This is a genomic window from Mycobacterium seoulense, assembly GCF_010731595.1.
GTDB lineage: Bacteria > Actinomycetota > Actinomycetes > Mycobacteriales > Mycobacteriaceae > Mycobacterium > Mycobacterium seoulense.
The window spans coordinates 4,094,532-4,107,346 of record NZ_AP022582.1 but is presented as its reverse complement, the minus strand read 5'-3'; the positions used below and the strand labels follow the sequence as shown (position 1 = coordinate 4,107,346).

10 protein-coding genes are annotated in these 12,815 nt (G+C 68.8%); 8 read left to right on the top strand and 2 right to left on the bottom strand.

Features of this window, described 5'->3' with window-relative positions:
- Position 1 precedes the first annotated feature (1 nt).
- Both G6N37_RS19030 and G6N37_RS19025 read left to right on the top strand, forming a co-directional pair.
- A complete protein-coding gene (locus G6N37_RS19030; RefSeq protein WP_163682761.1) occupies positions 2 to 787 on the top strand; it encodes a lysophospholipid acyltransferase family protein in 786 nt (261 codons plus the stop codon).
- A gap of 34 nt (positions 788 to 821) precedes the next feature.
- A complete protein-coding gene (locus tag G6N37_RS19025; protein WP_163682759.1) occupies positions 822 to 1,637 on the top strand; it encodes an HAD family hydrolase in 816 nt (271 codons plus the stop codon).
- A gap of 13 nt (positions 1,638 to 1,650) precedes the next feature.
- On the opposite strand, the gene G6N37_RS19020 is transcribed toward G6N37_RS19025, so the two are convergent.
- Positions 1,651 to 3,285 (bottom strand): LGFP repeat-containing protein, encoded by a 1,635-nt coding sequence (locus G6N37_RS19020; RefSeq protein ID WP_179961862.1) that lies wholly within the window; start codon positions 3,283 to 3,285, stop codon positions 1,651 to 1,653.
- A 132-nt stretch (positions 3,286 to 3,417) separates the two neighbouring features.
- Entirely contained in the window at positions 3,418 to 4,494 is a 1,077-nt protein-coding gene (locus G6N37_RS19015; RefSeq protein ID WP_174813851.1) for a PirG, read from the bottom strand.
- A gap of 265 nt (positions 4,495 to 4,759) precedes the next feature.
- Here G6N37_RS19015 and glf point away from each other — a divergent pair, with 265 nt between their 5' ends.
- The 6 genes from glf (at position 4,760) to ag85A (ending at position 12,686) form a co-directional block, all read left to right on the top strand.
- Positions 4,760 to 6,004: a UDP-galactopyranose mutase gene (gene glf, locus G6N37_RS19010; RefSeq protein WP_163682755.1), complete on the top strand. Its 1,245-nt coding sequence runs from the start codon at positions 4,760 to 4,762 to the stop codon at positions 6,002 to 6,004.
- Positions 6,004 to 7,899, top strand: a complete 1,896-nt coding sequence (locus tag G6N37_RS19005; protein ID WP_163682753.1) for a glycosyltransferase — start codon at positions 6,004 to 6,006, stop codon at positions 7,897 to 7,899. The genes glf and G6N37_RS19005 overlap by 1 nt, the downstream gene beginning before the upstream one ends.
- Entirely contained in the window at positions 7,892 to 8,440 is a 549-nt protein-coding gene (locus tag G6N37_RS19000; protein ID WP_163682751.1) for a phosphatase PAP2 family protein, read from the top strand. The genes G6N37_RS19005 and G6N37_RS19000 overlap by 8 nt, the downstream gene beginning before the upstream one ends.
- Positions 8,433 to 9,350: a decaprenyl-phosphate phosphoribosyltransferase gene (locus tag G6N37_RS18995; protein WP_163682749.1), complete on the top strand. Its 918-nt coding sequence runs from the start codon at positions 8,433 to 8,435 to the stop codon at positions 9,348 to 9,350. Before G6N37_RS19000 ends, G6N37_RS18995 begins: the two co-directional genes overlap by 8 nt.
- On the top strand, positions 9,337 to 11,316 hold the full coding sequence (aftB, locus tag G6N37_RS18990) for a terminal beta-(1->2)-arabinofuranosyltransferase (protein WP_269475731.1): 1,980 nt from the start codon (positions 9,337 to 9,339) through the stop codon (positions 11,314 to 11,316). Before G6N37_RS18995 ends, aftB begins: the two co-directional genes overlap by 14 nt.
- Before the next feature lie 329 nt (positions 11,317 to 11,645).
- Positions 11,646 to 12,686 carry a diacylglycerol acyltransferase/mycolyltransferase Ag85A gene (ag85A, locus tag G6N37_RS18985; RefSeq protein ID WP_163682747.1) on the top strand — a complete coding sequence of 347 codons (1,041 nt, stop codon included), beginning with the start codon at positions 11,646 to 11,648 and terminating at the stop codon, positions 12,684 to 12,686.
- Positions 12,687 to 12,815 lie beyond the last annotated feature (129 nt).

Below are 12,815 nucleotides of genomic sequence, written 5' to 3'. Positions count from 1 at the left end.
CATGCCCGAGGGGTTTTACCGGCTGTGCGAGTGGATCGTCCCGCCGATGGTCGCGATGCAGGGGACGACGTTCACCTATCGCGGCCTGGAGAACATTCCCGACCGCGGCGCCGCCCTGCTGGCCCAGAACCACACCAGCTACCTGGACTGGCTGCCGACGTTGCTCGCCGTGCGGGAACGGCGCCGGCGCGCCTACTTCATGATCAAGGCGGAAATGGCCGACGTGAAGGCGGTCAACTACGTCATCAACCATGCCCGGCTGATCCCCGTGGACCGCAGGACCGGGCACGACGCGCTCGAGGTGGCCGTGCAGCGCCTGCGGCAGGGCGAGCTCATCGGGATGCACCCCGAAGCCACGATCAGCCGTAGCTTCGAGCTCCGGGAGTTCAAGACCGGCGCGGCCCGGATGGCGCTGGACGCCCAGGTGCCGATCGTCCCGGTCATCGTCTGGGGCGCGCATCGGATCTGGCCGAAAGACCATCCCAAAAAGGTGTGGCGCAACAAGGTCCCGATCACCGTCGCGGCCGGGCCGCCGCTGCCGCCGCACGGCACGCCGGAGCAACTCAACGCGACGCTGCGCGAGGCGATGAACACGCTGCTGTACCGCGTGCAGGAGGAATACCCCCACCCCGAGGGGGAGTTCTGGGTGCCGCGGCGGCTGGGCGGCGCCGCGCCCACCCAGGACGATTCCCGGGCGATCCGGCTGTCGGAGCTGCAGGCGCGGATGCAGAAGTACGGCACCGACGGCGTGACGCGACCGGGACAGAACCAGAGCGGCGTCCATTGATCAGACCGGCGAACGGCGGGGGTGGACCGTCCCGATGACCCTGCCGGCGCTCATAGCCTGCGACGTCGACGGCACCCTGTTCGACGACGACGAAACCATCACCCCGCGCACCCGCGATGCCGTGCGTGCCGCAGTCGCCGCGGGCGCGACATTCGTCGTGGCGACCGGCCGCCCGCCGCGGTGGATCCGCCCCGTCGTCGACGCGCTCGGCTTCGCGCCGATCGCGGTGTGCGCCAACGGTGCCGTCGTCTACGACCCGGCGGCCGACCGGGTGCTGTCGGCGCGCACGCTGCCCGTCGACACCCTGGCCGAGCTGGCGGAGCTCGCGACGCGCGTCATCCCCGGCGCCGGCCTGGCCGTCGAGCGAATCGGCGAGCGTGCCCACGACACGGCGACGCCGCAGTTCATCAGCTCACCCGGCTACGAGCACGCCTGGCTGAACCCGGACAACACCGAGGTGTCGATCGAGGACCTGCTCAGCGCGCCGGCGATCAAGCTGCTGATCCGCAAGAGCGGGGCCCGCAGCGCCGACATGGCCGCCGAACTGGCCAAGCATGTCGGCATCGAGGGCGATATCACCTACTCCACCAACAACGGCCTGGTGGAGATCGTGCCGCTGGGCATCAGCAAGGCCACCGGTGTGGACGAAATCGCCAGGCCCCTGCAGATCACGAGCGGGGAAGTGGTGGCCTTCGGCGACATGCCCAACGACCTGCCGATGCTGCGCTGGGCCGGTCATGGGGTGGCGATGGGCAACGCCCATCCCGAGGTGCAGGCCGCCGCCGACGAGGTCACCGCCCCCAACAACGACGACGGGGTGGGACGGGTACTGGAGCGCTGGTGGCTTTAGCGCTGCTGTGGCGCTAGGTGGCCGACGGGTGCGCGGGGAGCGAGAAATGTTCGGGCGGGACGGTCGGGCCGCTGGGTGATTGGGTCGAAAGCGGAGTCGTGATTCCCTCGGCGACCTCGGTGATGTTTCCGGTGAGCCGCTCGTAGTTCAGCGTCCCGTGCTGGAAGTTCTGCGTAATCTGTAGCGGCTCTTGGATTTCCGCGCTGGTCGGCAGGCCGAGTGGTCCGCGTTCGTAGCTCAGCGACGCCCACGCGTCGTAGATCGCGCCGGTGACGGGTTGGGCGCCGGTGTCGGGCGACCAGTACATCGCGCCCCTGGCGAACGTGACGTACCGCGCGTCACCTTCCGCGTTGTCCTCCGGGGAGGTCGGCGCGCCGAGCACGCTGTTCATGCCGCCCATCGCCTGCCAGTGGTCGTAGATCGCGCCGCCCTGCAGGGCCTTGATCAATTCCTCCGGCGGATCGTTGAAATGCGAAGCGACGTCGCGCACTTCGTCCATGAGTGCGTAGGCCGCGTTGCCCGGGCAATCGGTGTTGCCGACGTCGCGGTGGGTGAAGATCGTCGGCAGCGTCGCGATGGAACCGGCCGGGAACGTGGTGTAGTGGCTCCCCGCCGACTCCAGCGCCACCGTGCCCTTGGGGTCGACGCCGTCGAGGCCGAGCCGCCAGCCGAGCAGCCGGCCCAGGGTGCGCAGCTGGATGGGCGTCGGCGGCACGTCGTCGAAGTTGCCGATCATCGCCACCCCCCAGGTGTTGCGGTTGAACCCGCCGGTGTGGAAGGCCTCGACCGCCTTGGTGAGTCCCCCGGCGCTGCCCTCGAACACCTGACCGTACTTGTCGACGAGGGCGTTGTATGCGATGTCGCACCAGCCCAGCGTCTTGCTGTGATAGGTGTAGATGGCCTTGACGATCCCGGCCGATTCCAGCGGCGAATAGTCGTTGCTGCCCGCCGTGTGGTGCACGACGGCGGCGCGAACGCCGTTGTCGTACTGCGGACTACCGCATCGCAGCGACTCGTCGGCACCCCATTCCGCCCGGCTGATGATGGCGGGGGCCTGACCGGGCATCAGGACGCCGGACGGCGGCGTCCACTGCGCTTTCGCCGGCGCCTGCGGCGGAGAGATGAGGATGGCGGAGATGTTCTGCCCGAAGGGTTGTTCCCGGGACGCCGGCTTGTAGCCGAGGCCGGTCTCGGTGGCGGGTGCGGCGGGCGGTTGGGTCACCGGCGCATCCATCGGACGGGTGACCGCGATCTGGACCGTCGTGGTGGTGCCGACGAACACCGGGTCGGTGCCCCGCGGTCCCTCGAGCGACCCGGCCGCCGTCGCTCCGTCGGGCGCCGCGGTCTCGTACTCGGTCTGATACCAGGGCCCCCACGAACCGTCGGGCCGCTTCGCCCGCACCCGGGTCGAGGTGCCGGCCAGGTCGCCGGTGAGCGCGACGAGCGAAAACGGGGTGTCCTGGCTGATGTCGCGAACGGTCACGCCACCGCCCAGCCCGATCAGCGGCTGCTCGGCCAGTTGGGTGTCGTGGGCGGGCGGCGGGCCGGCGGTGCCGCGCTCGCGCGTCGTGTCGGCCACCCAGGAGACGATGACGACAGTCGCGGCGATGGCGGTGAGCAGCGTCGTCGGCCCACGACTAGGAGACACCAGGCGATGTTACTTGTGTTTCTAATGTTAATGATGAGACGACACGACCTGGGGCGTCGGCAATCTGCACAAAATCGACGGCACCGCAGAGGAAATCTGCGGTGCCGTCTGGTTGAAGGGTTTTCCGGAGGGCTAGACGGGGGGCAGGACCGGCGCGGCAGCCGCGGCGGCCGGCAACGCACCGGCAGCGCCTGCGGCGGCCGGCAGGGCTCCCGCCGCGGCACCCGGCAGGGCACCCGCGGCGCCCGGCAGGGCACCCGCCGCGCCGGGCAGAGCGCCCGCGGCGGCACCCGGCAAGGCACCGGCCGCGCCCGGCAGGGCACCGGCGGCACCCGGCAGCGCGCCCGCGGCGCCGTGCTGCATGCCCTGCGTGATCGCCGGCATCACCAAGCCCTTGAGCAGGTCGATGGCCTGACCGGCGCCCAGCTGGTTGGCGGCCTGCATGACGTCGTTGACCAGACCGCCACCGCCGCCGCTGGAGGTACCGCTGCCGCCGCCGAGGCCGGTGCCGCCACCGATCGGTGAGCCGTTACCGAAGGAGGACGGGTCGCCGAGGATCGGATAGGTGCCGTCGGCACCCGGGTCCAGACTCGCCGGAGCGGTGATCGGCACCTCACCCTGGGCCGCCGGGGTGCCCAGTCCGGGCGCGATCCCGGCCGGGCTGGTGAGCCCGGGGTTGGACAGCGCCGGGTTCAGCCCCGCACCCGGGGTCGCCACACCGGCGCCCGGGGTGGTCGGCAGCGCGCCGGGCGCGGTGAGTCCCGGCGTCGTGGGCGCCAGACCCGGGCTCGTCAAGCCGGGGCTGGTCAGGCCCGGGCTGGTGAGGCCCGGGCTCGTCAGACCTGGGCTGGTCAGACTGGGGCTGGTCAGGCCCGGGCTGGTGAGGCCCGGCGTCCCGAGGCCCGGCGTCCCGAGGCCCGGGGTGCCCAGGCCGGGGCTGGTCAGGCCCGGAGTGCTTGCCGCGCCCCCGTTCAGCGCGGGCACCGGGGGCAGGTTGATGCCGAACTGCGACAGCCCCTGCGACAGCGCGCCCATCAGCTCGCCCGGCAGGTCGGTCATCACGGCCGCCTGCTTGAAGTCGTGGTGCTCGGGCGGCTTGCTGCCGGCCGTCGATTCGTAGACAAGGAAGTATGCGCAAGGACTCGCCACTGCCACAGCGGCGACCGCGCTCATGGCTGTCGAAAGCTTGCGTCGGCGTCGGTTCGGCACGGAAGTCTCCTCAATCTGGACAACTCAATCTCAACTTGTTGTGTCGGCGCGGCCTGCCGTTTTTCCTGGCGAGAACCACACAGAGTCGATGGTACGAGTGAGATTGCTGTGACTAGAGTGGTGATATTGAATCGTGAGGTAATTGCGACCCCGACCGTGATCGCCGAGCCGAGGTTGCCCCGAACGCACCGGCTGCGGCCCAACCCGGACTTCGTGGCCTCGCCAAATGGGTTAGGCCCACGCGGTCGGATACCCTAAGCAACCGATGACCGCTCGCTTCGACCTCCTCGTCGTCGGCTCCGGATTTTTCGGCCTGACCATTGCCGAGCGCGTTGCTACCCAACTCGGGAAGCGCGTGCTCGTGGTGGAACGTCGCCCGCACATCGGTGGCAACGCCTATTCGGAGGCCGAGCCGCAGACCGGCATCGAGGTCCACAAATACGGCGCCCACCTGTTCCACACCTCCAACAAGAGGGTCTGGGACTACGTGCGGCAGTTCACCGACTTCACCGACTACCGGCACCGGGTGTTCGCCATGCACGACGGGCAGGCCTACCAGTTCCCGATGGGCCTGGGCCTGGTGTCGCAGTTCTTCGGCAGATACTTCACCCCGGACGAGGCCCGCCGGCTGATCGCCGAGCAGGCCGCCGAGATCAAACCCGAGGACGCGCAGAACCTCGAGGAGAAGGCGATCTCGCTGATCGGCCGGCCGCTGTATGAGGCGTTCGTCAAGGGTTACACCGCCAAGCAGTGGCAGACCGACCCCAAGGAACTGCCGGCCTCCAACATCACCCGGCTGCCGGTGCGCTACACCTTCGACAACCGGTACTTCAGCGACACCTACGAGGGCCTGCCGGTCGACGGGTACACCGCGTGGCTGCAGAACATGGCCGCCGACGACCGCATCGAGGTCAGGCTGAACACGGACTGGTTCGACGTCCGCGACCAGCTGCGCGCCGACAGCCCCGAGGCGCCGGTGGTCTATACCGGCCCGCTGGACCGTTACTTCGACTACGCCGAGGGCCGGCTTGGCTGGCGCACACTGGATTTCGAGGTGGAGGTGCTGCCGATCGGGGACTTCCAGGGCACGCCGGTGATGAACTACAACGATATCGACGTCCCCTACACCCGCATCCACGAGTTCCGCCACTTCCACCTCGAGCGTGACTACCCGACCGACAAGACGGTGATCATGCGGGAGTTCTCGCGGTTCGCCGAAGACGACGACGAGCCTTACTATCCGATCAACACCGAGGCCGACCGTGCCCTGCTCGCCGCCTACCGAGCGCGGGCGAAGGCCGAAACCGCCTCCTCGAGAGTGCTTTTCGGTGGCCGGCTGGGCACCTACCAATATCTGGACATGCACATGGCGATTGCCAGCGCACTGAACATGTACGACAACACGCTCGCGCCGCACCTGCGCGACGGCAAGGCTCTTGTGGAGGAAGGCGCGGGGGGAAGCGCGCCGGGAACGATGCAAAGCGAAGCGAGGGGGAGGAGCGGCGCCTGATGACTGCTGTAAGCCTGCTTTCCAGGATCATCCTGCCGCGTCCGGGCGAGCCACTCGACGTGCGCAAGCTGTACCTGGAGGAATCGACCACCAACGCCCGGCGGGCACACGCGACCAGCCGCACCTCGCTGGAGATCGGCAAAGAGTCCGAGGTGTCGTTCGCCACGTACTTCAACGCCTTCCCGGCCAGCTATTGGCGCCGCTGGTCGATCTGCACGTCGGTGGTGCTGCGGGTCGAGCTGACCGGAACCGGCCGCGTCGACGTGTACCGGACGAAGGCCACCGGGGTGCGCATCTCCGTGGAGGGCCGCCAGTTCGTCGGCACCGACGATCAGCCGGCCGTCGTCGAGATCGAGGTGCCGCTCAAGCCGTTCGAGGACGGCGGCTGGATCTGGTTCGACGTCACCACCGACACCGCCGTCAGGCTGGTCAGCGGCGGCTGGTATGCGACCGAGCCGGCGCCGGGCACGGCCAACATCGCCGTCGGCATCCCCACGTTCAATCGGCCCGCTGACTGCGTCAACGCGCTGGCCGACCTCACCGCGGACCCGTTGGTGGACGAGGTGATCGGTGCGGTGATCGTCCCGGACCAGGGCGTCCGAAAGGTGCGCGATCACCCGGACTTCGCGGCGGCGGCCGCGGGTCTGGGCAACCGGCTGTCCATCCACGACCAGCCCAACCTCGGCGGTTCCGGCGGTTACAGCCGGGTGATGTACGAAGCGCTGAAAAACACGGACTGCCAACAGATCCTGTTCATGGACGACGACATCCGCATCGAGCCCGATTCGATCCTGCGGGTGCTGGCGCTGCACCGCTTCGCCAAGGCGCCGATGCTCATCGGTGGTCAGATGCTCAACCTGCAGGAGCCGTCGCACCTGCACATCATGGGCGAGGTCGTCAACCAGGCGAACTTCATGTGGACCGCGGCACCGCACGCCGAGTACGACCACGACTTCGCCGAATTCCCGTTGAACGACAAGAACTCTCGGAGCGCACTGCTGCACCGGCGCATCGACGTCGACTTCAACGGCTGGTGGACGTGCATGATCCCGCGGCAGGTCGCCGAGGAGCTGGGCCAGCCGCTTCCGCTGTTCATCAAGTGGGACGACGCCGAATACGGTCTGCGCGCCGGCGAGCACGGGTATCCGACCGTGACGCTGCCCGGCGCGGCGATCTGGCACATGGCCTGGAGCGACAAGGACGACGCCATCGACTGGCAGGCCTACTTCCACCTGCGTAACCGGCTGGTGGTCGCCGCGATGCACTGGGACGGCGATGTCACCGGACTGGTTCGCAGCCACCTCAAGGCGACGCTGAAACACCTTGCCTGCCTTGAGTATTCGACGGTGGCGATCCAAAACAGGGCCATCGACGACTTTCTGGCCGGCCCCGAGCACATCTTCTCGATCCTGGAATCGGCGCTGCCCGAAGTGCATCGGCTGCGCAAGGAATACCCGGACGCGGTGGTGCTGCCTGCGGCCAGCGAGCTGCCGGCGCCGGCGAACAAGACCAGGGCGATGAAGCCACCGGTGAACCCGCTGTCGATCGGTTACCGGCTGGCCCGCGGCATCGCGCACAACGCGACCAAGGCCGACCCCGAAGCTCACCGGCGCCCGGAATTCAACGTGCCGACCCAGGACGCTCGGTGGTTCCGGCTGTGCACGGTCGACGGTGTCACCGTGACGACGGCCGACGGGTGCGGGGTGGTCTACCGGCAACGCGATCGGCGCAAGATGTTCCAGCTGCTGTTCGCCTCGCTGCGCCGGCAGCGCCGCCTGGCGAGCCGGTTCGACGAGATGCGCAAGACCTACCGTGACGCGTTGCCGGTGCTGTCCAGCAAGCAGAAGTGGGAGACGGCGCTGCTACCCGCGCACGCCGAGCGCGAGCATGCCTGAAGCTCCTCCCTCGGCGCCCCCAACCGGCGAGGTGGCCGCGTTGGTGGCCGTGCAGTCGGCCCTGGCCGGTCGCCCCGGAGTGCTGACGGCGGCGCGCGCCCTGTCCCATTTCGGTGAGCACAGCATCGGCTGGCTGGCCGTGGCGGCGGTCGGCGCGCTGCTGATGCCGAAGCGCGCCGGCGACTGGTTGGTCGCCGGGGCCGGCGCGTTCACCGCGCACGCCGCCGCCGTGTTGGTCAAGCGCGTGGTGCGGCGCAAGCGGCCGCATGATCCGGCCGTCGCGGTGAACGTCGGAACCCCCAGCCAGCTGAGCTTTCCGTCAGCGCATGCCACGTCGACGACGGCCGCGGCGATCCTGATGGGCCGGATCACCGGTTTGCCGCTGACCGCCCTGTTGGTTCCCCCGATGGCGTTGTCGCGGATGCTGCTGGGGGTGCACTATCCCAGCGACGTGGCGTGCGGCATCGCCCTCGGTGCCACCGTCGCTCGAATCGCCGTCCGGCTGCAGGGCCGGGCGCGGGAGGTCTGGCCGAATGAGTGAGGACGTGGTGACGGGGCCCCCGGGCAACGTGGTGGTCGGGGTAATCAAGGCGATCCGCCCGCGGCAGTGGGTGAAGAACGTCCTGGTGCTGGCCGCGCCGCTGGCCGCCTTGGGCGGCCCCTTGCACTACCACTACCGCGACGTGCTGGACAAGGCTTACCCGGCCATGGGCGCATTCGTGGTGTTCTGTCTCGCCGCCTCGTCGATCTACCTGGTCAATGACGCGCGCGACGTCGAGGCCGACCGCGAGCACCCCACCAAGAGGTTCCGCCCGATCGCTGCGGGCGTGGTGCCGGAGTGGCTGGCCTACGCGCTGGCGGCGCTGCTCGGGATCGCCTCGCTGGTCATCGGCTGGTGGATCACACCGAATCTCGCGCTGGTAATCGCCGTCTACCTCGCGATGCAACTCGGCTACTGCTATGGCCTCAAACACCAAGCGGTGATGGACATCTGCATCGTGTCGTCGGCCTATCTGCTGCGGGCCATCGCCGGGGGCGCGGCCACCGACATCCGCCTGACCCAGTGGTTCCTGCTGGTGATGGCGTTCGGGTCGCTGTTCATGGTGGCCGGCAAGCGGTACGCCGAGCTGCAGCTGGCCGAGCGCACCGGGGCCAAGATCCGCAAGGCGCTGGAGAACTACACGAGCACCTACCTGCGGTTCGTCTGGACCTTGTCGGCGACGGCGCTGGTGGTCTGCTACGGGCTGTGGGCCTTCGACCGGGAACACGGCGCGGCGGGCTGGTTCGTGGTCTCGATGGTCCCGTTCACCATCGCTATCCTGCGCTACGCGGTCGACGTGGACGGCGGGTTGGCCGGAGAGCCCGAGGACATCGCGTTGCGGGACCGGGTGTTGCAGCTGCTGGCGGTGGCGTGGATCGCGACAGTTGGAGCCGCCGTTGCCTTCGGCTAGCTCCGAACTGCAGGCCCTCAAAGCGCGCATGATGCGCAGCCGGCCGGTCGTCAGGCGGTTGGGCTGGCCGGTCTTCCCGTACACCCCGATGGTGCGGGTCAGCCTGTGGGTCAGCGTGTGGGTGGTCGGCGTCCTGTTCGCCTGGGGCGCGTGGCAGCGGCGCTGGATCGCCGACGACGGCCTGATCGTGTTGCGCACGGTGCGCAACCTGCTCGCCGGCAACGGCCCGGTCTTCAACCAGGGCGAGCGGGTGGAGGCCAACACGTCCACGGCCTGGACCTATCTGATGTACGTCGGCAGCTGGGTGGGCGGGCCGATGCGCATGGAATATGTGGCGCTGGCGCTGGCCCTGACGCTTTCGGTGGTGGGCGTGGCGCTGCTCATGCTGGGGGCCGCCCGGTTGTATGCGCCCAGCCTGCGGGGCCGCAGGGCCGTCATGCTGCCCGCCGGCGCGCTGGTCTACGTCGCGCTGCCGCCCGCGCGTGACTTCGCCACCTCGGGACTGGAGAGCGGGCTCACGCTGGCCTACCTCGGACTGCTGTGGTGGATGATGGTCTGCTGGGCGCAGCCGGTGCGCAACCGCCCGGACCGCAGCGTGTTCGTCGGCGCGTTCGCGTTCGTCGCCGGCTTCAGCGTCTTGGTCCGGCCGGATCTGGCGCTGATGGGCGGGCTGGCGCTGATCATGATGCTGGTCGCGGCGCGGACGTGGCGCCGACGGGTGTTGATCGTGGTGGCCGGTGGGTTGCTGCCGGTCGCCTACGAGATCTTCCGGATGGGCTACTACGGACTGCTGGTGCCCGGCACCGCGCTGGCCAAGGATGCGGCCGGCGACAAGTGGTCGCAGGGCATGATCTACCTCTCCAACTTCGACGCGCCCTACGCCGTATGGGTGCCGGTGGTGCTCCTCGTGCCGCTGGGGGTGCTGCTGCTGGCGGCGCGCCGCCGCCCGTCGTTCTTGCGGCCGGCGCTGGCGCCCAACTACGGCCGGGTGGCCCGGGCGGTCCAGAGCCCGCCGGCCGCCGTCGCCTTCGTTCTGGTGAGCGGTCTGCTGCAGGCGCTCTACTGGATCAGGCAGGGCGGCGACTTCATGCACGGGCGGGTGCTGCTTGCGCCGCTGTTTTGCATGCTGGCCCCGGTGGCCGTCATCCCGGTGGCCATCCCGGACGGCCAGGACTATTCGCGGGAGACGGGCTATTGGGTGGCCGGGGCGGCCGGCGCGCTCTGGCTGGGTGTGGCCGGCTGGTCGCTATGGGCGGCGAATTCACCGGGGATGGGCGACGACGCCACCCACGTCACCTATTCGGGGATCGTCGACGAGCGCCGGTTCTACGCGCAGGCCACCGGGCACGCCCATCCTTTGACCGCCGCCGACTACCTGGGCTATCCGCGGATGGCGGCCATCCTGACAGCGCTGGACAACACCCCGGACGGCGCGTTACTGCTGCCCTCGGGCAACTACATCCAATGGGACCTGGTGCCGATGGCCCAGCCGCCGCCGGGAGGCGCCGGCAAGGAGCCCCAAAAGCCCCAGCACGCAGTGTTTTTCACCAACCTCGGCATGGTGGGCATGAACGTCGGGCTCGATGTCAGGGTGATCGACCAGATCGGATTGGCGAATCCGCTTGCGCAACACACGGAACGGTTGACGCACGGCCGCATCGGGCACGACAAGAACCTGTTCCCGGACTGGGTGATCGCCGACGGCCCCTGGGTGAAGGTGTACCCGGGCATTCCCGGCTATCTGGACGAGCAGTGGGTGGCGGAGGCGGTGGCTGCCCTGAAATGCCCCGAGACCCAGGCGGTGCTGAGCTCGGTGCGCGCGCCGATGACCCCGCGCCGATTCCTGTCCAACCTGCTGCATTCCTATGAGTTCACCAAGTATCGGATCGACCGCGTGCCGCGCTACGAGCTCGCCCGGTGCGGGCTCCCGGTGCCCCCGGAGGCACCGCCGCCGCCCCGCGAGTAAGGTCCGCGCAGAAGAATTTTCGGCCAATCTCGAAATGATCACGACCCGCACCCGGTGAAAGCTTGCCAGCAACATCACATTTGGGCCTTTACCAGCTGACCACGGCGCTCAAGCACATGCGGAAACGACGGATATCGCGTCGATGTTTCGCCTGGAAAAGACCGGGTAACGGCGCCCGGTTGGCGCTTTGGGGGGCCGCCTCGATGCGACCGGGCGGGTGAAGGTGTGGTTGACTACACGAGCACTGCTGCGCGGAGATCGCATGCAGTACGACCCAAATCATGGACGCGTCCGGGTGATGGGCGCGCCGAAAGGATGAGGAAGCAAGGATGACGCTTGTCGACAGGTTTCGCGGCGCCGTGGCCGGTATGCCGCGGCGGCTCGTGGTGGCGGCCGCTGGCGCGGCGCTGCTCTCGGGCCTGATTGGCGCCGTGGGGGGCTCGGCGACCGCTGGTGCCTTCTCGCGCCCCGGTCTGCCGGTGGAATACCTGCAGGTTCCTTCCGCTGGGATGGGCCGCGATATCAAGATCCAGTTCCAGAGCGGTGGGGCCAACTCGCCGGCGCTGTACCTGCTCGACGGGATGCGCGCGCAGGACGACTTCAACGGCTGGGACATCAACACCCCGGCTTTCGAGTGGTACAACCAGTCCGGTATCTCGGTCGTCATGCCCGTCGGTGGCCAGTCCAGCTTCTACTCCGACTGGTACAAGCCCGCCTGCGGTAAGGCCGGCTGCACCACCTACAAGTGGGAGACCTTCCTGACCAGCGAGCTGCCGGCTTACCTGTCGGCGCAAAAGCAGGTCAAGTCGACCAACAACGCCGCCGTCGGTCTGTCGATGGCCGGCTCGTCGGCGCTGATCCTGGCCGCGTACCACCCGAACCAGTTCGTCTACGCCGGCTCGCTGTCGGCGCTGCTGGACCCGTCCCAGGGGATGGGCCCGTCGCTGATCGGCCTGGCCATGGGTGACGCGGGCGGCTACAAGGCGGCCGACATGTGGGGCCCCAAGGAGGACCCGGCGTGGGCCCGCAACGACCCGTCGCTTCAGGTCAGCAAGCTGGTCGCCAACAACACCCGCATCTGGGTGTACTGCGGTAACGGCAAGCCGTCCGACCTCGGTGGCGACAACCTGCCCGCCAAGTTCCTCGAGGGCTTCGTGCGGACCAGCAACCTGAAGTTTCAGGACGCCTACAACCAGGCCGGTGGCCACAACGCGGTGTGGAACTTCGACGCCAACGGCACCCACGACTGGCCCTACTGGGGCGCGCAGCTGCAGGCGATGAAGCCTGACCTGCAGTCGGCGCTGGGCGCCACCCCGGGCGCCGGCCCGGCCACGGCCGCTACGGCGGCCGGCAACGGCCAGGGCACCTAGGCCCGAGAAACAAACGCGACTGGCGGCGGGACCCCTCGGGGTTTCCGCCGCCAGTCGTTTTGGTGTGTGATTTGTTTCACTACCCCGTGGGCGGGGGAACTACGGCGCTGGCTAGTGTGCAGACAGCGA

Bases quoted from the DNA above. Each gene is read 5' to 3' on its own strand.
- G6N37_RS19000 (WP_163682751.1), top strand. From the start codon at position 7,892: ATGCCTGAAGCTCCTCCCTCGGCGCCCCCAACCGGCGAGGTGGCCGCG.
- ag85A (WP_163682747.1), top strand. From the start codon at position 11,646: ATGACGCTTGTCGACAGGTTTCGCGGCGCCGTGGCCGGTATGCCGCGG.
- G6N37_RS18995 (WP_163682749.1), top strand. From the start codon at position 8,433: ATGAGTGAGGACGTGGTGACGGGGCCCCCGGGCAACGTGGTGGTCGGG.
- G6N37_RS19025 (WP_163682759.1), top strand. From the start codon at position 822: ATGACCCTGCCGGCGCTCATAGCCTGCGACGTCGACGGCACCCTGTTC.
- glf (WP_163682755.1), top strand. From the start codon at position 4,760: ATGACCGCTCGCTTCGACCTCCTCGTCGTCGGCTCCGGATTTTTCGGC.
- G6N37_RS19030 (WP_163682761.1), top strand. From the start codon at position 2: ATGCCCGAGGGGTTTTACCGGCTGTGCGAGTGGATCGTCCCGCCGATG.
- G6N37_RS19005 (WP_163682753.1), top strand. From the start codon at position 6,004: ATGACTGCTGTAAGCCTGCTTTCCAGGATCATCCTGCCGCGTCCGGGC.